Source organism: Frigoribacterium sp. CFBP 13605 (assembly GCF_014839405.1).
Taxonomy (GTDB): Bacteria; Actinomycetota; Actinomycetes; order Actinomycetales; family Microbacteriaceae; genus Frigoribacterium.
The window spans coordinates 16473-35101 of the sequence record NZ_JACYNS010000009.1 but is presented as its reverse complement, the minus strand read 5'-3'; the positions used below and the strand labels follow the sequence as shown (position 1 = coordinate 35101).

17 protein-coding genes are annotated in these 18629 nt (G+C 69.6%); 1 reads left to right on the top strand and 16 read right to left on the bottom strand.

The window, feature by feature from the left end; all coding sequences use genetic code 11:
- Positions 1-16: 16 nt before the first annotated feature.
- The gene (gene hflX / locus IFT36_RS04285) at positions 17-1564 is read right to left on the bottom strand and encodes a GTPase HflX (protein WP_123571780.1); all 1548 of its coding nucleotides are present in this window, start codon (positions 1562-1564) and stop codon (positions 17-19) included.
- Positions 1565-1640: 76 nt separating this feature from the next.
- On the opposite strand from hflX, the gene IFT36_RS04280 reads away from it, so the two are divergent.
- A complete protein-coding gene (locus IFT36_RS04280) occupies positions 1641-2261 on the top strand; it encodes a class I SAM-dependent methyltransferase (protein WP_200412500.1) in 621 nt (206 codons plus the stop codon).
- 42 nt (positions 2262-2303) lie between these two features.
- Here IFT36_RS04280 and dapF read toward each other — a convergent pair whose 3' ends face one another.
- The 15 genes from dapF to dapA all read right to left on the bottom strand — a co-directional run bounded on the left by dapF (position 2304) and on the right by dapA (position 18594).
- Entirely contained in the window at positions 2304-3182 is an 879-nt protein-coding gene (gene dapF / locus IFT36_RS04275) for a diaminopimelate epimerase (protein WP_056048080.1), read from the bottom strand.
- Positions 3179-4090, bottom strand: a complete 912-nt coding sequence (gene miaA / locus IFT36_RS04270; RefSeq protein ID WP_200412499.1) for a tRNA (adenosine(37)-N6)-dimethylallyltransferase MiaA — start codon at positions 4088-4090, stop codon at positions 3179-3181. Before miaA ends, dapF begins: the two co-directional genes overlap by 4 nt.
- A gap of 1 nt (position 4091) precedes the next feature.
- Positions 4092-5669 (bottom strand): tRNA (N6-isopentenyl adenosine(37)-C2)-methylthiotransferase MiaB, encoded by a 1578-nt coding sequence (gene miaB / locus IFT36_RS04265; protein ID WP_200412498.1) that lies wholly within the window; start codon positions 5667-5669, stop codon positions 4092-4094.
- A gap of 37 nt (positions 5670-5706) precedes the next feature.
- Entirely contained in the window at positions 5707-6528 is an 822-nt protein-coding gene (locus IFT36_RS04260) for a regulatory protein RecX (RefSeq protein WP_173152325.1), read from the bottom strand.
- Positions 6525-7586, bottom strand: coding sequence for a recombinase RecA (gene recA, locus IFT36_RS04255; RefSeq protein WP_056048091.1), 1062 nt, complete (start codon positions 7584-7586; stop codon positions 6525-6527). The genes IFT36_RS04260 and recA overlap by 4 nt, the downstream gene beginning before the upstream one ends.
- Positions 7587-7880: 294 nt before the next feature.
- The gene (locus IFT36_RS04250) at positions 7881-8105 is read right to left on the bottom strand and encodes a DUF3046 domain-containing protein (RefSeq protein ID WP_200412497.1); all 225 of its coding nucleotides are present in this window, start codon (positions 8103-8105) and stop codon (positions 7881-7883) included.
- Positions 8106-8175: 70 nt separating this feature from the next.
- Positions 8176-8484, bottom strand: a complete 309-nt coding sequence (locus IFT36_RS04245; RefSeq protein WP_043596680.1) for a helix-turn-helix domain-containing protein — start codon at positions 8482-8484, stop codon at positions 8176-8178.
- A gap of 149 nt (positions 8485-8633) precedes the next feature.
- Complete coding sequence (locus tag IFT36_RS04240) at positions 8634-9125, bottom strand: CinA family protein (RefSeq protein ID WP_056048098.1); 492 nt, start codon at positions 9123-9125, stop codon at positions 8634-8636.
- On the bottom strand, positions 9122-9769 hold the full coding sequence (gene pgsA / locus IFT36_RS04235) for a CDP-diacylglycerol--glycerol-3-phosphate 3-phosphatidyltransferase (RefSeq protein ID WP_200412496.1): 648 nt from the start codon (positions 9767-9769) through the stop codon (positions 9122-9124). The genes IFT36_RS04240 and pgsA overlap by 4 nt, the downstream gene beginning before the upstream one ends.
- Positions 9770-9772: 3 nt before the next feature.
- Positions 9773-12613, bottom strand: coding sequence for an FtsK/SpoIIIE family DNA translocase (locus IFT36_RS04230; protein ID WP_200412495.1), 2841 nt, complete (start codon positions 12611-12613; stop codon positions 9773-9775).
- A 54-nt stretch (positions 12614-12667) separates the two neighbouring features.
- The gene (locus IFT36_RS04225; RefSeq protein ID WP_307785025.1) at positions 12668-13885 is read right to left on the bottom strand and encodes an ABC transporter permease; all 1218 of its coding nucleotides are present in this window, start codon (positions 13883-13885) and stop codon (positions 12668-12670) included.
- Positions 13882-14643 carry an ABC transporter ATP-binding protein gene (locus tag IFT36_RS04220; RefSeq protein ID WP_200412494.1) on the bottom strand — a complete coding sequence of 254 codons (762 nt, stop codon included), beginning with the start codon at positions 14641-14643 and terminating at the stop codon, positions 13882-13884. Before IFT36_RS04220 ends, IFT36_RS04225 begins: the two co-directional genes overlap by 4 nt.
- Positions 14643-15665, bottom strand: coding sequence for an efflux RND transporter periplasmic adaptor subunit (locus tag IFT36_RS04215; RefSeq protein ID WP_200412493.1), 1023 nt, complete (start codon positions 15663-15665; stop codon positions 14643-14645). The genes IFT36_RS04220 and IFT36_RS04215 overlap by 1 nt, the downstream gene beginning before the upstream one ends.
- A gap of 191 nt (positions 15666-15856) precedes the next feature.
- A complete protein-coding gene (locus tag IFT36_RS04210; RefSeq protein WP_043596674.1) occupies positions 15857-17533 on the bottom strand; it encodes a ribonuclease J in 1677 nt (558 codons plus the stop codon).
- 83 nt (positions 17534-17616) lie between these two features.
- Positions 17617-18594 carry a 4-hydroxy-tetrahydrodipicolinate synthase gene (gene dapA, locus IFT36_RS04205; RefSeq protein ID WP_173152341.1) on the bottom strand — a complete coding sequence of 326 codons (978 nt, stop codon included), beginning with the start codon at positions 18592-18594 and terminating at the stop codon, positions 17617-17619.
- Positions 18595-18629: the final 35 nt, after the last annotated feature.

The following is an 18629-nucleotide window of genomic DNA, read 5'->3' as shown; positions in this document are numbered from 1 at the left end:
GACGTGCGGCTCGGCGTCAGCGCCCCACGCCCACGGGAGCCACGTAGGGCGTGAGCCCGGCGACGTCACTCGGGTAGACACGCGCGTGGACGCGGGTGCCCTCTTCTTCGTAGTCCGTGCTGACGATGCGGCCCGAGTCGTGGAGGTGGGAGACGACGTCGCCGCGGTCGTACGGCACCAACAGGTCGAGCTCGATCTCGGGTTCGGGCAGGACGGCTGCGATGCGGGCCAGCAGCTCGTCGATGCCCTCACCCGTCCGTGCCGAGACGAAGACCGCCGTCGGCTCGAGCCCGAGCAGGACGAGACGCTGGTCGTCGTCGACGAGGTCGCTCTTGTTGTAGACGACGATCTCGGCGATGTCGCGACCGTCGACCTCGGCGATGACGTCTCGGACGGTGGCGAGCTGGGCGGCGGGGTCGGGGTGCGACCCGTCGACGACGTGCACGATGACGTCGGACGCCTCGACCTCCTCGAGCGTCGATCGGAATGCCTCGACCAGCTGGTGAGGGAGGTTCCGGACGAATCCGACGGTGTCGGCGTACGTGAAGGGACGACCGTCGGCCGTCACGCTCTTGCGGACCGTCGCGTCCAGGGTCGCGAACAGCGCGTTCTCGACGAGGACGCCCGCGCTCGTCAACCGGTTCAGGAGGCTGGACTTCCCGGCGTTCGTGTATCCGGCGATGGCGACGGTGGGCACCTCGTTGCGGTCACGGTTGGCCCGCTTGGCGTCGCGGGCAGGCTTCATCTCTTTGATCTGCTTGCGGAGCCGGGCCATGCGGGTGTGGATGCGGCGCCGGTCGAGCTCGATCTTGGTCTCACCGGGCCCGCGGCTGCCCATTCCGGCACCCGCGCCTCCGACTTGTCCACCGGCCTGGCGGGACATCGACTCGCCCCAACCGCGGAGACGGGGCAGGAGGTACTCGAGCTGGGCCAGTTCGACCTGCGCCTTGCCCTCCCGGCTCTTGGCGTGCTGGCTGAAGATGTCGAGGATGACCGCCGTGCGGTCGATCACCTTGACCTTGACCACGTCCTCGAGGGCGCGTCGCTGGCTGGGGGCCAGTTCGGTGTCGGCGATGACGGTGTCGGCGCCGAGGGCCGCGACCGTTCCCCGCAGTTCTTCGGCCTTGCCCTTGCCCAGGTAGGTGCTCGGGTCCGGGTTCGGCCGTCGCTGCAGCAGTCCGTCGAGCACGACCGCCCCCGCCGTCTCGGCCAGGGCAGCGAGTTCACGGAGGGAGTTCTCGGCGTCCGCCATCGACCCCTGCGAGTAGACGCCGATCAGGACGACGTTCTCGAGGCGCAACTGCCGGTACTCGACCTCGGTGACGTCCTGCAGTTCGGTCGACAGGCCCGCTACGCGGCGGAGGGCCTGGCGGTCGTCGCGCTCGGACTGATCGCCGTCGGAGTCGCCGTCGTGGTGCAACGAGCGGGTCTGGATGGCCTGAGCCGGCGAGAACACGGTGTAGCCGGATGCCCTCTGGGCCGCACGATCGAGCACGCGCGCGACGACGTCGTCGGGCTGGTCGTTCCGCTCCGGATCGAGCGGGGTCGTGGTGTGGTCTGTCATCGGGGTGATACTAACCCTTTCGGTGTGCGGAGAGCAGGGAGCGAGGCCCTGCCGGATGTTCGGTAGGTTGGCGACCATGGCCAGCGAGCACTACTTCTCCCCCCAGCCCGGCAGCGAGGCCAAGCCCCGGACGATCGAGGTCGTCCTCGCAGGACGGGAGCTGACCCTGACCACGGCTGCCGGCGTCTTCAGCCCCGGCCGCGTCGACCCGGGCACCTCGGTCCTGCTGGCGGGCACGCCGACGCCGCCGAGGGCGGGCCATCTGTTGGACGTCGGGTGCGGGTGGGGCCCCATCACACTGAGCCTCGCGTTGTCGTCACCCGACGCGACGGTCTGGGCCGTCGACGTGAACGAGAGAGTGCTCGACCTCGTGCGCGAAAACGCGCGGTCGGTCGGCCTCGAGAACGTCAACGCCGTGACCCCCGACGGTGTTCCCGACGATCTCCGCTTCGCGACGATCTGGTCGAATCCGCCGATCCGGGTCGGCAAGGCCGAACTGCACTCCCTGCTCGAACAGTGGCTCCCCCGCCTCGACGCGGGGTCGGACGCGTGGCTCGTCGTGCAGAAGAACCTGGGGGCCGACTCCCTGCAGCGCTGGATGAACGAGACCATGACCGGCGTCGTGGACGTGACCCGCGCCTCCACCAGCAAGGGATACCGGATCTTGCGTGCCGAGCGACTCACCGACGCCGACTGATCGGACATCTCGCCGAGATCTGGACGCCGCCCCCGGCGCGGCTCAGAGCTCGAGCGCGCCGGTGAAGACCAGTTCGGCCGGCCCGCTGAGCGAGACGTGCTCACCATCGGCGTGATGACTCACCGACACGCCCACGACGCCGCCGGGGACCTCGACCAGCCAGGCCTCGGGTGCCGAGGCTCCTGCCCAGTACCGCGTCGCCAGGGCGGCCGCTGCCGCACCGGTGCCGCACGACAGGGTCTCGCCGCTGCCCCGCTCGTGGACACGCATGCGGATGCGACCCAGCCCGTCGACCACGAGCGGGTCGGCCGGGACCACGAACTCGACGTTCGCCCCGTCGGCCGGGGCCGGGTCGACGATCGGCACGTAGGTCAGGTCGAGACCGTCCAGTTCGTCGTCGCCGGCGAGTGCCACCACCACGTGGGGGTTGCCCACCGAGATCGGCAGGCCGGGACGCGCCGCGTGCAGCTCGCGCGCCCGCACGACCGGATCGTCGTCGCCGAGCCTCCACGGCCCCAGGTCGACGCGGAAGCCCGTGCCGTCACGACGCACCTCACGCGCGCCGGCCCGCGTGCCGACGACGAGCACGTCGTCCTCGCCCAGCTGGACCAGCCCCCGCTCGAGGAGGTAGCGCGCGAAGACACGGATGCCGTTGCCGCACATCTCGGCCGGGCTGCCGTCGGCGTTGTGGTAGTCCATGAACCACTCGGCGCGGGGCTCGGTCTCGAGCAGGCCCGCCTCGGTGGACAACGCCGCCGTGCGGACCGCACGGATGACCCCGTCCCCGCCCACCCCGAACCTCCGGTCCGCCAGGGCCCGGATCATGGCGGGGCTCAGGTCGGTGCCCGCATCGGGATCGGTGAACAAGACGAAGTCGTTGCCCGTGCCGTGCCCCTTGGTGAACTGCAGCGTGGTGGTCACCCCAGGATTCTAGCCACGGCCCGGTCGACCGCCTGGGCGTCGCCCGAGCGGGACCACTCGACGTCGTCGTACCGGCGGAACCAGCTCGCCTGGCGGCGGGCGTAGCGACGGGTGAGGGCCGCCGTGGCATCGATGGCGTCCCCCTCGCCGAGCTCACCCCGGATCTGGGCGACGGCCTGCGCGTAACCGATCGCCCGGCTCGCCGTGACCCCTCGCTCGAGCCCGAGGGGAAGCAGACCCCGTACCTCGTCGACGAGACCGTCTCGCCACATCTGGTCGACGCGTCGGTCGAGACGTTCGACGAGCACGGGGCGCTCCTCGGCCACGCCGAAGACGTTCGACGGCCGCCACGGTGACGACTTCTCGGGCAGCGTTCCCGAGAGGGGACGTCCGGTGAGGTCCCCGACCTCGAGCGCCCGGACGAGACGCCTGGCGTTGGATGGCCCGATCGACGTGGCGGACGCCGGATCGCGCTCTCTCAACAAGTCGTACAGCGCCCCTGCTCCCCGCTCGTCGGCGATGGCTTCGTAGCGACTCCGGATCGCAGGATCGGTGCCGGGGAACCGGAAGTCGAACAACACGCTCGAGACGTAGAGCCCGGACCCGCCGACGAGGACCGGCACCGCCCCTCGCGCGACGATGCCGTCGATGAGGTCCCTGGCTTCGCGTTGATACCACTCGACGCTCGCCTCGTCGGTGACGTCGAGGACGTCGAGGAGATGATGCGCGAAGCCTCGCCGTTCGGCGACCGGCAGTTTGGCCGTGCCGACGTCCATGCCCCGGTAGAGCTGCATGGCGTCCGCGTTGACGATCTCGACCGTCTCGCCCCGGGCGGACAGTGCCTCGGCGAGGTCCAGCGAGAAGGCGGACTTCCCCGTGCCGGTCGCCCCGACGATCGCGACCAGCACGTCAGCGGAGGTCGTCGGTCGTGCTGTAGATCGGCGTCGTCGCCACCCGCAGCGTGGGCAGACCGAGGCTCACCCTCGCCGGCCGAGCCGAGGAGGGGCGGGTCGCGTCACCCCCGGACGGCACCCCGCACGAGGCGGCCTGCGCGGCGTCCCAGGCATCGCCCGCCCGCGTGCGACGGACCTCGTAGAGGGATTCGGGACCCTCGACCGCATCGGCGAGCAGGTAGAACGGCGCGGCGTCGGTGATCCTCACGCTGACGACGTCGCCGGGTCGCGGAACGGCAGCACCCGTCGGCACCTCGAAGTGGACGAGACGGCTGTCTTCGGCGCGACCCGAGAGACGGTGGGTGGAGGCGTCCTTCCGCCCCTCGCCGGTGGCCACGAGGACCTCGACGGGACGCCCGACCCGGCGACGGTTCTCTTCGGCCGAGATGCGGTCCTGAACCGCCGTCAACCGCTCGAACCGTTCTTGGACGACGGCCTTCGGGATCTGGTCGGCCATCTCGCCCGCGGGCGTCCCGGGGCGCACCGAGTACTGGAACGTGAACGCCGAGGCGAACCGAGATCGCTCGACGACCCGGAGGGTCTCGGCGAAGTCGTCCTCGGTCTCGCCGGGGAACCCGACGATGATGTCGGTGCTGATCGCGGCGTCGGGCATGGCCGCGCGCACACGATCGATGATGCCGAGGAACTTCTCGCTGCGGTAGCTGCGTCGCATGGCCCGCAACACCCGGTCGGACCCCGATTGCAGGGGCATGTGCAACTGGGGCATCACAGCGGGCGTCTCGGCCATGGCGGCGATGACGTCGTCGGTGAAGGACGCCGGGTGCGGGCTGGTGAAGCGCACCCGCTCGAGCCCGGGGATCGCGCCGACGGCCCGCAGCAACTTGCCGAAGGCGAGTCGATCGCCGAACTCGACACCGTACGAGTTCACGTTCTGCCCGAGCAGCGTCACCTCGACGGCCCCGTCGTCGACGAGCGCCCCGACCTCGGCGAGGATGTCGCCGGGGCGGCGGTCCTTCTCCTTGCCTCGGAGCGAGGGGACGATGCAGAAGGTGCAGGTGTTGTTGCAGCCGACCGAGATCGAGACCCAGCCGCTGTGCGTGGACTCGCGCTTGGTCGGCAAGGTCGAAGGGAAGACGTCGAGCGCTTCGAGGATCTCGAGCTGGGCCTCGTCGTTGTGCCGCGCGCGTTCGAGCAGCGTGGGCAGGGCACCCATGTTGTGCGTACCGAAGACGACGTCGACCCACGGCGCCCTGTCGAGGATGACGTCCTTGTCTTTCTGGGCCAGGCACCCGCCGACGGCGATCTGCATGCCTTCGTGCTTCTTCTTCAGGCCGGCGAGGGTCCCCAGGGTCCCGTAGAGCTTCTTGTCGGCGTTCTCGCGTACTGCGCAGGTGTTGATGACGACGATGTCGGCCTCGGCTCCGTCGGCGGCCACGTAGCCGGCCGCCTCGAGTGAACCACTCAACCGCTCCGAATCGTGCACGTTCATCTGGCACCCGAAGGTACGGACCTCGTACGTGCGGGCCGGGCCGTCGACGGGCGAGGGGATGCTGGTGGTGGCGACCGTCGTCATGGTGACTCAGTGTAGATCGCCGCCACCCCCGAGCGGATCACTCGAAGCGGACGCCGCCCCGACCGCTGCCACCCCGAGGCAGGGCCTTCTCGATGGCACGACGCACGACCTCGGAGCGGTACCCGCGGCGCATCAGGTACCCGTTGAGACGACGCTCCGCCGTCTCGCGGTCGAGCCCGCGCAACGAACCGGCCCGTTTGCGAGCCCATTCGTCGGCACGTTCTTGCTCTTCGTCGTCGTCCGTGTCGGACAGCGCCTCGTCGATGATCGACGGATCGATTCCACGGGCGCGGAGTTCGGACGTGACGGCCCCGCGGCCCAGCCCCTTGCGCTCTTGCTTCGACCGGACCAGGGTCGCGGCCAGTTCGCTGTCGTCGAGCAGGCCCACCCGCTCGAGCCGAGCGATCTCGTCGGCGACGACCGATTCGTCGAGGTCACGCGAGAGAAGCAGCTTCTCCATCTCGTGAGAAGACACACCACGGCGCGAGAGGGCGTGCAGGCTGACGTTCTCCGCCCGTCGCTTCTGCGCTTCGAGGTCCTCCGGCCCGTCGTCGGGCTGATCGTCGAACCCGGTGGCCTTGGGCCGACCGGCCGCGCCCGCTCGAGAACCTCGCGCGGACGGGTGGTCGGCCTCCGAGGCCAGCGGGGACGCGTCGCCGACCCAGTGGGCGCTGATGGCCGTCAGGACGGCTTCGGAATCGTGGGACGGAGCGTCCGAAGCCGCTGGAGCGACCCTCTCGCCGGACGTCGACGATCCGGTCGCAACACCGAAGAGGGGCGTGACCGGCGCGAGCCGCCCGCTGTCGACGCCGTCGACAGCGGGACCCGCCCCCGTGGCGTCGTCGTCGCGCGTGGTCATGCGCCCTTGCGAGCGGCGATCTTGGCCTCGATCGACTCGACGGGCGCTTCGACGGGCTTGGCACCACCGACTCCGAGCTTGGCGAGGATCTTCTGCTCGATCTCTTGAGCGATGGCGGCGTTCTTGATGAGGAAGTTGCGCGAGTTCTCTTTGCCCTGACCGAGCTGGTCGCCTTCGTACGTGTACCAGGCACCCGACTTGCGGACGATGCCGTGCTCGACACCGAAGTCGATGAGGCTGCCCTCGCGCGAGATGCCCACACCGTAGAGGATGTCGAACTCGGCCTGCTTGAAGGGCGGAGCCATCTTGTTCTTGACGACCTTGACGCGGGTGCGGTTGCCGACCGCGTCGGTACCGTCCTTCAACGTCTCGATGCGGCGGATGTCGAGACGTACGGACGCGTAGAACTTGAGCGCCTTTCCGCCGGCCGTCGTCTCGGGGCTGCCGAAGAAGACACCGATCTTCTCGCGCAGCTGGTTGATGAAGATCATCGTGGTGCCGGTCTGGCTGAGCCCACCGGTCAACTTGCGCAATGCCTGCGACATGAGTCGAGCCTGCAGACCGACGTGCGAGTCGCCCATCTCACCCTCGATCTCGGCACGCGGCACGAGCGCGGCGACCGAGTCGATGACGACGAGGTCGATCGACCCCGAACGGACGAGCATGTCGGCGATCTCGAGAGCCTGCTCACCCGTGTCGGGCTGCGAGACCAGCAGCGCGTCGATGTCGACGCCGAGCTTCTTGGCGTACTCGGGGTCGAGAGCGTGCTCGGCGTCGATGAACGCAGCGATGCCGCCGTTGCGTTGGGCATTCGCGATGGCGTGCAGGGTCAGGGTCGTCTTACCGGACGACTCGGGACCGTAGATCTCGACGATGCGGCCACGAGGGATGCCACCGATGCCGAGAGCGACGTCGAGGGCGATCGAGCCGGTGGGGATCACCGCCACGGGAGCACGCTCGTCGCTGCCGAGGCGCATGACGGCGCCCTTGCCGAACTGGCGGTCGATCTGGGCGAGAGCCGTCTCGAGTGCTTTCTCGCGGTTTTCAACTGAGGGCATGTCGTTCTCCTTCGTGGTGGTCGTCCGTGCGCCTGTAGGCTGTCGCGTCGACGCCGACCGGTGGTGCAAGGTCGTCGTCGCTACGACAAGGCTGGTGTCGCCGGCATGTGCCGGTGACGCGGGACGTCGATGCGAGAAACGCTACGGGCCACCTCCGACATCGCAGTGGCGGTGGGGGCCCGACGTACAGAACTCGCTCGTCCACGTCCTTGTGGAGGACGCTACCACCCGTCCGAACAGGTGTTCGACCCATCGGCCTCGGCGTGTCGAACACACGCCCGACCGGACTGCGCCTCAGTCCGTCGGTTCGGGCAACCCCACACCGTGGCGACGGCCCATGGGGACGCCCTCGACGTCGCAGAGGGCGAGCCACACGTCGCGGGGTGACTCGCCCTGCGCGATCGCCTGGTCGGCGGTCCTGTCACCGAGCGACTGGATCACGAGATCCCGGGTGACCACCCGACCGTAGGCTTCTCCGAACTCGTCCTCGACGGCCCGGGCGAACTCGCTCTTGCGCATCAGACGAGGGTACCCCGGACGACGAACGCCCCCGGCGGGAGCCGGGGGCGTTCGTGGCGACGAAGGACGGTCAGCGGACCGCGAGGTCGGAGTCGAACTCGGCGACGAGGTCGTCCGGAAGCGTGTCGGGGATCGGGTTCAGCCCCTCGATGACGGCCATGCGGTCACCGACCTCGCGCATGATGACCGAGATGGGCGTCTCGAGGGCGTCCGCGACGGACGCGAGGATCTCGGAACTCGCTTCTTTCTGACCCCGCTCGACCTCGCTGAGGTAACCGAGGGCGACGCTGGCCTTGCTCGCGACCTGACGGAGCGTGCGACCCTTCTGCAGACGGAAGTCGCGAAGGACGTCGCCGATTTCTTGACGTACCAGGACCATGGGACCCTCCTTCGGGGACGACCCATCTGCCGGGATGGTTGCAGATGGGGGACGGCGGGTGGTGCTCGGACCGACTGACCACGACTGTAGCCATCGGGGACTGTGCACCTGTTGTGAACTCGAGAGATGTAACGAGACCGAAACGCCGGCTATTCCCTCGTCTCGACCAGCCATCGATCGAGTGCTGCGAGGGATTCGGAGACGGTGGCGTTTCGGATGGCCTGCCGGTCGCCCGCGAGCGAGAGCTCGGCGACGCGGACGTCACCGGGCACCGCCAGACCGACGAAGACCGTTCCGGGTGCGTGACCGCCCTGGGGGTCGGGACCGGCGACGCCGGTGGTCGCGAGACCGATGTCGGCCGGGTGACCGCCTGCGGCCAACCGATCCCGAACCCCGACGGCCATGGACGCGGCGACGTCGGGATGCACGGGTCCGTGTCGCGCGAGCAGTCCTGGATCGACCCCGAGGAGCGTGTGCTTGAGCTCTGTCTGGTAAGCGACCACCCCGCCCAGGACGACGGCCGAGGCTCCGGGCACGGACACGAGTTCGGCGACCAGGGCACCGCCGGTGAGGGACTCGGCGACGGCGACCGTCAGCCCCCTGCTCGTCAACTCGGCCACGAGGTCGGCAGCCACGGTCATGCGGAGGTTCGTCCGTGCTTCATCGCCACGCGCAGGTAGTCCGCCCCGGAGACGAGGGTGGCGACCGTGGCCGCCGTCATGAGCACGCCGTTGACCCAGTGCATGCCTTCTCCGACGACGTTCCAGAGGGGGAAGAGCGCCAGCGTCACCGCGACGGCTTGCAGTACGGTCTTGACCTTGCCGCCGCGGGAGGCCGGGATCACCCGGTCACGCAAGACGGCGAAGCGGTAGACGGTGATGCCGACCTCGCGGACGAGGATGAGGGCGGTGACCCACCACGGCAGCTCACCGAGGATGGTGAGCGAGACGAGTGCGCCACCGATCAACACCTTGTCGGCGATCGGATCGACGATCTTGCCGAAGTCGGTCACGAGGTCGAGGCCACGGGCCAGCATGCCGTCGAGGCTGTCGGTGAGGATCGCGACGACGAACAGGGCAGCGGCCCAGACGCGGAGTGAGCCGTCGGCCCCGTCGTCGATCAGCAACCAGGCGATGAACAGCGGCGCCATGAGTATGCGCACGACGGTGATCACGTTCGCGATGTTGCCGGTGCTGGCGGGGCCGGGCCCTCTCGAGGCCACCCGCCCTCGGAACGAGAAGGCCGAGCGTGGTGCCGTCGGGCGGGAGGCGTCGTCGTGGCTCATGGTCTACTCCCTGCCGGTCAGGTGCCAGGCGTCTTCGCTGCCGGCGTCGTCGTCCTCGGCGTACCCACGGGTCATGGCCTCGACCGGATCGCCGTCGTAGTCACCGGCGTCGGCGCGCGCGGGGGAAGAGGACCCCGAGGAGGCGCGGCCGGCGCCGGCGTCGGAGGCCGCGTCGCCCCCGCGCAGCTTCGCGAGCACACCGGGGAGCTGCTCGGTGGTGACGAGCACGTCGCGAGCCTTCGACCCTTCGGACGGACCGACGATGTCTCGCGACTCCATGAGATCCATCAAGCGGCCGGCCTTGGCGAACCCGACGCGCAGCTTGCGCTGGAGCATCGACGTCGAACCGAACTGCGTGCTGACCACGAGCTCGGCAGCCGCGAGGAGCAACTCGAGGTCGTCGCCGATGTCACCGTCGATCTCGCGCTTCTCGACCACCGCGGCGACGTCGGGGCGGTAGTCGGGTCGCGCCTGGCGGGTGACGTGGGCCACGACCTGGGCGATCTCGTTCTCTTGGACCCAGGCGCCCTGGACGCGCATGGCCTTGGAGGCACCCATGGGGAGGAACAGCCCGTCGCCCTGACCGATGAGCTTGTCGGCCCCGGGCTGGTCGAGGATCACCCGCGAGTCGGTGACGCTCGAGACGGCGAACGCGAAGCGCGATGGCACGTTCGCCTTGATGAGTCCGGTCACGACGTCGACCGAGGGGCGTTGCGTCGCGAGAACGAGGTGGATTCCGGACGCACGGGCCAGCTGGGTGATGCGGACGATGCTGTCCTCGACGTCGCGCGGAGCCACCATCATGAGGTCGGCCAACTCGTCGACGACCACGAGGAGGTAGGGGTACGGCTTGAGCTTGCGCTGACTGCCGACGGGGAGGACGATCTCGCCACCGACGACGGCGCGGTTGAAGTCGTCGATGTGCCGGAAGCCGAAGCTGGCGAGGTCGTCGTACCTCATGTCCATCTCTTTGACGACCCATTGCAAGGCCTCGGCGGCCTTCTTGGGGTTCGTGATGATGGGCGTGATCAGGTGCGGCACGCCAGCGTAGATCGAGAGCTCGACCCGCTTGGGGTCGATCAGCACCATTCGGACGTCGGTCGGCTTGGCGCGCATCAACAACGAGGTGATCATCGAGTTGATGAAGCTGGACTTGCCCGACCCGGTGGCGCCGGCCACGAGGAGGTGCGGCATCTTGGCCAGGTTGGCCACGACGTAGCCGCCCTCGACGTCCTTGCCGACGCCGATCGTGAGCGGGTGGACGCTCTTGCTCGCCGTTGAGGACCGCAGGACGTCGCCGAGCGCGACGATCTCTTTGTCGGTGTTGGGGATCTCGACGCCGATCGCACTCTTGCCGGGGATCGGCGACAGGATGCGGACCTCGTTGGAGGCCACCGCGTAGGCGAGGTTCTTGGTCAGGGCGGTGACCCGCTCGACCTTGACGCCGGGACCGAGTTCGATCTCGTACCGCGTGACGGTCGGACCGCGCTTGAGGCCGGTCACCTTGGCGTCGACGTTGAACTGGTCGAGCACCTGGCTGATGGCGGCCACGATCGCGTCGTTCGCCTCGCTGCGGGCCTTCGCGGGCTCGCCGACCGACAGGCTCGAGGCGGCGGGGAGGCGATACGGGGCGCTCTCGGCACCGTCGTCGATCTCGTCGAGAGAGGGCGGTGCCGCCTCGTCGGGGTCGACCGCCAGGAAGTCGGCCGCTGCGTCGCTCTCGCCGACGGGCTCGGCCGAGACGACCGGGAGCACCGTGGTCGACGCGGTGGGCTGAGCGGACGGGACGTCGAACCCCTGGGCACGGACGGCGTCCTCTGCCCGATCGAGGTCGCCGAGGAGGTCGGCGGAGAAGACGTCGGTCGGAGACGTCGTCGGCGCGGCGGAGCCTGCCGCACCCGCCGCGGCGGCGCTGCCCGCGTCGTCCACGCTCGGCTCGAAGACGGGCTTCTTCCGTCGACGTCGTCCGGACGGCTCGGTGGCGGACGACTCGTCCGCCTTCACGAGTGGGGTGTCGTATGCGGGGTCCTCCTCGCGCTGGTCCTTGTTCCGCCGCCACCAGGGCAACGACTCGGACTCTGCCAGGTCGACGAGGTCGGGGTCGGCGTCGGCCCCGTCCGCAGCCGAGGTCGTCTCGCCGAAGAGGTAGGAGTAGAGCTCGCCCAGACGGCGGTGGATGCGGTTCGGCGGCGTCTTGGTGATGATGAGCAGCGAGAACGCCAGGAGGATCACGACGAGAGGGACCGCGACCCACTCGGTGGCGAGAGCGACGAGCCAGGACGCCACGACCCAACCCAGCACGCCGCCACCGGTGGCGAGGGCCCGGAGCCCGGCAGCGGCCTCGGGTTGCCCTCCGAAGATGTGGCACAGAGCGCTGATCGAGACGATGGACAGGCCCAGTCCGATGCCGATGCGGGTGTTGTCGTGGACGGACGCCGGGTGCCGGAAGAGCCAGCCCGCGAAGAGGATCATGATGACCGGCAGGGCGTAGGCCACGCGCCCCACGAGCCCGCCGAACGTGTAGGCGTCGAAGCCGACCGCGAGGGGGCTGGTCGGGTTGAGCCACTCGACGACGGCCCCGGCGATCGCCAGCAGCACGAGCAGGAACGGCACGCCGTCTCGCCGCTCGTCCTTCGCCAGGGACTCTTTGCCCAGGAGCCGGAACGCGCCCCCGGTCAGGTGCGCGAGCCCCATCCACGCCGCCACGAACGGCCCTGGGCCGTCGGGGACCGGGTCGGGCTGACGGGACGCGGGCAGCTTCTTGGTCGCCTTGGTGACGCCGGAGGTCTGCGACGCTCGCGACGACGAGCGAGCGCGCGCGGTCGACTTGGTGGGCGTGGCCATGGGCTCCAAGGTACCTCTCGGCACCGACAGCGGCCGGAGGTGCTCCGGTGTGTGTCAGTAGCGGATGGCGTCGATCACCTTGACGCGGATCGCCACGAGAGCAGGCAGGAGACCGGCCACCGCTCCGATCGCCGTGGCCGACGCCAGACCGATCAGGGCCGCCTCGACCGGGAACGGCGGGAGATCGCTGACGGCGCCCTGCGCGATGAAGCCCTGGACCGTCGGGTTCTCGACGACCAGGACGGCCACCATCACGCCGACGGCTCCCGCGACGACCGTGCCGACGACGCTCTCGAGCATGACCGAGAAGAAGACCCGAGGAGCCGTGGCCCCGAAGGACCGGCGCACGCCGATCTCGCGGATGCGCTGACGGACGGTCACGAGCGCGATGTTGACGAGGCCGAGACCGCCCAGCAACAACACCAGCACACCGACCCCGGTGATGATCAGCTTGATGGGACCGAAGGGGTCGGCGTCGCCGCCTGCGGCGTAGTCCTGTCGCGACACGTCGACCTGCACGTCGTCGCCGAGGCTGGCCCCCATGTCGGACGCCACCTGAGCGCTCAGGGCATCGCTGGTCTCGGGCGGCAGCCACATCTCGTACTGCGGGGTCTCGGCGCCGTAGCTCGCCAGGGCGAGGTCGTGGTCGGTGATCGGCAGAAGGTACATCTGCGGACCGTCGTACTCGGTCGCGGCCGAGACTCCGGTGACGACGAGCGTCGCCGAATCCGCCCCTCGGACCAGCAGGGTCGGATGCGACGACAACGGTGGGGAACCGAGCTGCCGCCAGAGCACCTCGTTGACGATGACGGGCGGCGCGAGACGTGACGCGTCCCCGTCGGTGAACCACGACCCCTCCGTCATGACGACCCGGTGCATCTCGCCGTAGGGGACGTCGACCGTGACGGCCCCGACCTCGGTCACTCCGTCCGGCAGCTGGACGGCTCGATTGCCGTACACGACGCGGCTGGTCTGCTCGATTCCGTAGCGTGCCGTCGTCGTGGCGAAGGCGTCCGCGATCGCCTCGGTGCTCGGCGACGTGGCACCGTTGGAGTAGGCGTTGACGTAGTAGTTCGCGGGACGGCCACCGAACCGCTCCGCGTTCTCGCGGGAGGACTGCTCGGCGAGCCCGCCGAGGGCGACCACGCCGGTCAGGGCCGCGACGGCGACTGCGACCCCGATCAGGCTGAGCAGCACGCGGAGCTTGTTGACGCGCAGTTCGGCCCAGGCCTCGGCGAAAGCCCCCACCACGTCGGCCACCACACGCCTCACGCGTCGACCTCGTCCCGCAGGGACGACGTCGACGCGGGAGACGACGACGTCGGCGTCGGTGTTCCGAGAGCTCCGTCGACCGACGCCGAGAGGGCACCGGTGTCGAGCTGGTAGTGCCTCGAGGCCCGAGCGGCGACGGCGAGGTCGTGGGTGATGGTGACCAGGGCGGCCTCGTTCTCGGTCGCGATGCCGTCGAGCAGCGTCATCACCCCGGCACCCGTCTCGACGTCGAGGGCACCAGTGGGTTCGTCGGCGAGGATGACGCGCGGCCGCCGCACGAGCGAGCGGGCGATCGCGACGCGCTGTTGTTCGCCACCCGACAGGCGATGGGGCATGGAGTCGGCCCGGTGACCGAGACCCACGCGCTCGAGCATCTCACCCGCGATGGACCGGCGACGCCAGAACTCGGAACCCGACGAGTAGAGCAGGGGGGTCATGACGTTCTCGAGGGCCGAGCGCCCCTGGAGCAGGTTGAACTGCTGGAAGATGAACCCGACCTGGGCACCCCTCAGCCGGTCGCGCCGGCCGCGCCGGATCGAGCGCACGTCGACGTCGTCGAACCAGTGCGTCCCCGTGGTGGGCTCGTCGATGAGCCCGAGGATGTTGAGCAGGGTGGACTTGCCCGACCCCGAACGACCCACGATGCTCACGTGCTCGCCGGCGTCGATCTCGAGGTCGACGCCCGTCAGGATGTCCAGCGTCCGGTCGTCGGAGAGGGGCACCGTCTTGGTGACCGCCTCGAGCCTGATCAGAGCCATCAGCCGCAGAGGTCCGCGCCCGTGGCCGGGTCGACGCAGTCGCCCTGTGGTGCGGCGGCGGCACCCGGGACGAACTCGAGCACCTGGTCACCCTCGGCGAGGCCACCCGTGACCTCGACGATCGTGCCGTCGTTGATGCCGAGCGTGATGTCGCGCTCCTCGGTGGAACCGTCCGCTCCGACGACCGAGACGACGCCCTTGCCCGCCGCGCCCTCCACGGCCGTGAGGGGCACGGTCAGGACGTCGGTGGCGACACCGGCAGGGATGGTCAGCCTGGCGGCGAGTCCGCTGAACACGGTGACGTCGCCCGGCACGACGCAGGACACGCTCTGGCCCGACGAGTCCCCCGTCGGCGCGCCGGCGTCCCCGCCGTCGTCCGGCCCGGCGGACGACGGGGTGCTCCCCCCGACGGTGAGCGCCGTGCACGGGAACGGCGCCGGTCCCCCGGTGATCGCGACGGAACCCTCGGTCGGGCGGCTGACGAGACGGTACAGCTGGTCGGCAGCGAGCGACCCCGTCACGTGGAAGGTGGGAGGCGCGACCTGCGCGACCGCGTCACCCACGACGACCGTCTGGTCCTTGATCACCGCGACGGCCGAGATCGTCCCGGCCACGGGTGCCGTGATGACGGCGGTCTTGACGATCGGCTTGCGCTCGGTCACGGTGCCGTCGGCGGCCACCAGGGGCTCCTGCGGCGTCTCGGACCGGAGCGTCGCGAGTCGGTCCCCCGCCGCGACCGCCTGTCCCTTGACGACGTCGACGCCGGTGACCGTGCCCGCCAGCGTCGCGGGCACGGGAGTCGCGGGGTCGGCGACGACGCTCGCGTCCACCACCACGTCGTTCGTGATGGTGCCGACGGCCACGGCGACCTGGGGTTCGACGAGCTCGCCGGTCGGCACGGCGACGGTGTCGTCGCCGACGGCCGGCGCCGCGAAGAACGCGAGCTTGACGAGTGCCGCCGCGATGGCGACGAAGATCAGGATGCGCAGGATCGGGAAGACCCAGACTTTGGCGATGCGCACGGCTACCCCCGGTCGATGTACTGACGTGTCAGACGTCACCGTATCGACGCGCGGGGTGTCGCCGCCTCACCCCCGAGGATGACTGCGGGCCCGCGATGCCCTCCTCGAGGACCATCAGAGTGCCGACCTCGCGCCCGGGTACGACGACGGCCCACGGGGTCTCCCGTGGGCCGTCGTCGTGTGCCTGCGCGTCAGGCGCTGATGACCACCGGCACGATCATCGGACGACGACGGTGCTGCGTGTTCACCCAGCGACCGACCGTGCGCCGCACGACCTGGCTGAAGGCATGCGTGTCGCGCGTGCCGTTCTCCGCCGCCTCGGTGAGGGCCGCGATGATCTTGGGCTTGACGTCGTCGAAGACCCGCTCGTCTTCTGCGAAGCCACGCGACTGGATCTCGGGTCCGACCACGACACGGCCCGTGGACGCGTCCATCGCGATGAAGACCGAGATGAAGCCCTCTTCGCTCAGGATGCGGCGGTCCTTCAGATCGGCGTCGGTGATCTCGCCGACGGTCGAGCCGTCGACGTAGACGTAACCGATGTCGAGCTGGCCGACGACCTCGGCGACTCCGTCGCGCAGGTCGACGACGATGCCGTCCTCGCCGAGGATGGTGTTCTTCTGCGGCACGCCGGTCCGGACCGCCAACGCCGCGTTCGCGTACAGGTGCCGGTGCTCGCCGTGGACGGGCATGACGTTCTTCGGCCGCAGGATGTTGTAGCAGTACAACAGCTCACCGGCGGAGGCGTGCCCCGAGACGTGGACCTTGGCGTTGCCCTTGTGGACGACCTTGGCCCCGAGTTTGGTGAGGCCGTCGATGACGCGGTAGACCGCGTTCTCGTTGCCGGGGATCAGGCTCGACGCGAGGATGATCGTGTCGTCCGCGCCGATCTCGATCTGGTGCTCGAGGTTCGCCATGCGGGCGAGGACGGCCATCGGCTCGCCCTGTGACCCGGTGCTCATGTAGACGATGCGGTCGTCGGGAAGGTCTTTGGCCTTCTTGGCGTCGATCAGGACGCCGTCCGGCACCTTGAGGTACCCCAGGTCGGCCGCGATGCCCATGTTGCGGACCATCGAGCGGCCCATGAAGGCCACGCGGCGACCGTTGGCGTGAGCCGCGTCGAGCACCTGCTGGACGCGGTGCACGTGGCTGGAGAAGCTCGCGACGACCACGCGACGCGGAGCCCGGCGGATCACGTCGTCGAGCACGGGCCCGATGTCCCGCTCGAGCGCGGTGAACCCGGGCACGTCGGCGTTCGTCGAGTCGGGCAGGAAGAGGTCCACGCCCTCTTCACCGAGGCGGGCGAACGCCCGGAGGTCGGTGATGCGGTCGTCGAGCGGCAGTTGGTCCATCTTGAAGTCGCCGGTGTGCAGCACGGTGCCGGCCGACGTGCGGATGGCGACGGCGAGAGCGTCCGGGATCGAGTGGTTGACCGCGATGAACTCGAGGTCGTACGGCCCGAGCGACTCGCGCCCACCCTCTTTGACGGCCAGGGTGTAAGGCGTGATGCGGTGCTCTTTGAGCTTCGCCTCGATCAGCGCGAGCGTCAGCTGCGAACCGATCAGCGGGATGTCCTTGCGGAGACGCAGGAGGTAGGGCACGGCGCCGATGTGGTCCTCGTGGCCGTGCGTCAGCACGACGGCGAGGATGTCGTCGAGGCGATCACGGATGGGCGAGAAGTCGGGCAGGATCAGGTCGACGCCGGGCTGGTGCTCTTCGGGGAAGAGCACTCCGCAGTCGACGATGAGCAGCTTGCCGTCGATCTCGTAGACCGTCATGTTGCGGCCGATCTCGCCGAGCCCGCCGACCGGGATCACGCGGAGCGTGCCCTTGGCGAGTTCTCGGGGGGCGTGGATTGTCGTGGGCATCTGTTCCTTCGGTTGGCGTGGGGCTCGTGCCCCTCTGTGCGGGAGGTCTGCGGCCGACGTCGTCGTCGGCGGGGATCAGGAGGTCAGCGCGTGGTGCCGTGCACCTTGGGCAGCGCACCGCCGGCCGCCGCGTTGCGGTCGGGCCGGAAGCGGCTGAGGTCGAGGCCGGGGATCGAGCCCACGTGCGACAGCTCGTCCTCGATCAGGGCGGCCTCGCTGTCTTCCGGGCCGACCAGGGGGAGGCGCACGCGGGGGCTCGAGATGCGCCCGAGGCCGTGCAGGATGTACTTCGCCGCGACGGTGCCCGGCACGTGCGTCATGACGGCGCGGACGAGCGGCTCGAGCATCTGGTGCGCCTCGGTCGCGGTGTGCAGGTCGCCGGCGTTCACGGCGTCGACGATGGTGCGGTACGGCGCCGCGGCGATGTTCGCGGTGACGCCGATGAGGCCCGAGGCGCCGATGGCGAGGTGCGGCAGCACGTTGGCGTCGTCGCCCGAGAAGTAGAGGAGGTCGGTCTGGTTCAGGACCCGACTGACTTCGGCGAAGTCGCCCTTGGCGTCCTTCACGGCGACGATGTTCGGGTGCTTGGCGGCCCGGAGCAGGGTCTCGTACTTGATCGGGATGCCGGTGCGGCCCGGGATGTCGTACAGGATGACCGGCAGGTCGGTCGCGTCGGCGATCATGCGGAAGTGCGTCAGCACACCGGCCTGCGTGGGTTTGTTGTAGTAAGGCGTGACGATCATGACGCCGTCGGCGCCGGCCTTCTCGCTGGCCTTGTAGAGCTGGATGGCGTGCGCCGTCTCGTTCGACCCGCCACCCGTGATGATCTTGGCCCGGCCTGCGGCGACCGACTTGCCCACCTCGACGAGTCGGAGCTTCTCGGGGTCGGTCAGCGTGCTGGTCTCGCCCGTCGTGCCCGTGACGACGATGCCGTCGGCCCCGGCGCTGATGCAGTCGTCGATGTGCTTCTCGACAGCAGGCCAATCGACCTCGCCGTCAGCGGTGAACGGCGTCACGAGGGCGACGAGGACCTGACCGAAGGGGTTGCTGATGTTCGACACGCCCTCCAGCGTACTGGCTCGCGTCGGGCCCGACC

Bases quoted from the DNA above. Each gene is read 5' to 3' on its own strand.
- IFT36_RS04210 (WP_043596674.1), bottom strand. From the start codon at position 17,533: ATGCCCACGACAATCCACGCCCCCCGAGAACTCGCCAAGGGCACGCTC.
- IFT36_RS04240 (WP_056048098.1), bottom strand. From the start codon at position 9,125: ATGACCGTGGCTGCCGACCTCGTGGCCGAGTTGACGAGCAGGGGGCTG.
- miaB (WP_200412498.1), bottom strand. From the start codon at position 5,669: ATGACGACGGTCGCCACCACCAGCATCCCCTCGCCCGTCGACGGCCCG.
- IFT36_RS04220 (WP_200412494.1), bottom strand. From the start codon at position 14,643: ATGGCTCTGATCAGGCTCGAGGCGGTCACCAAGACGGTGCCCCTCTCC.
- IFT36_RS04260 (WP_173152325.1), bottom strand. From the start codon at position 6,528: ATGACCACGCGCGACGACGACGCCACGGGGGCGGGTCCCGCTGTCGAC.
- IFT36_RS04280 (WP_200412500.1), top strand. From the start codon at position 1,641: ATGGCCAGCGAGCACTACTTCTCCCCCCAGCCCGGCAGCGAGGCCAAG.
- IFT36_RS04230 (WP_200412495.1), bottom strand. From the start codon at position 12,613: ATGGCCACGCCCACCAAGTCGACCGCGCGCGCTCGCTCGTCGTCGCGA.
- IFT36_RS04250 (WP_200412497.1), bottom strand. From the start codon at position 8,105: ATGCGCAAGAGCGAGTTCGCCCGGGCCGTCGAGGACGAGTTCGGAGAA.
- pgsA (WP_200412496.1), bottom strand. From the start codon at position 9,769: ATGAGCCACGACGACGCCTCCCGCCCGACGGCACCACGCTCGGCCTTC.
- IFT36_RS04245 (WP_043596680.1), bottom strand. From the start codon at position 8,484: ATGGTCCTGGTACGTCAAGAAATCGGCGACGTCCTTCGCGACTTCCGT.
- hflX (WP_123571780.1), bottom strand. From the start codon at position 1,564: ATGACAGACCACACCACGACCCCGCTCGATCCGGAGCGGAACGACCAG.
- recA (WP_056048091.1), bottom strand. From the start codon at position 7,586: ATGCCCTCAGTTGAAAACCGCGAGAAAGCACTCGAGACGGCTCTCGCC.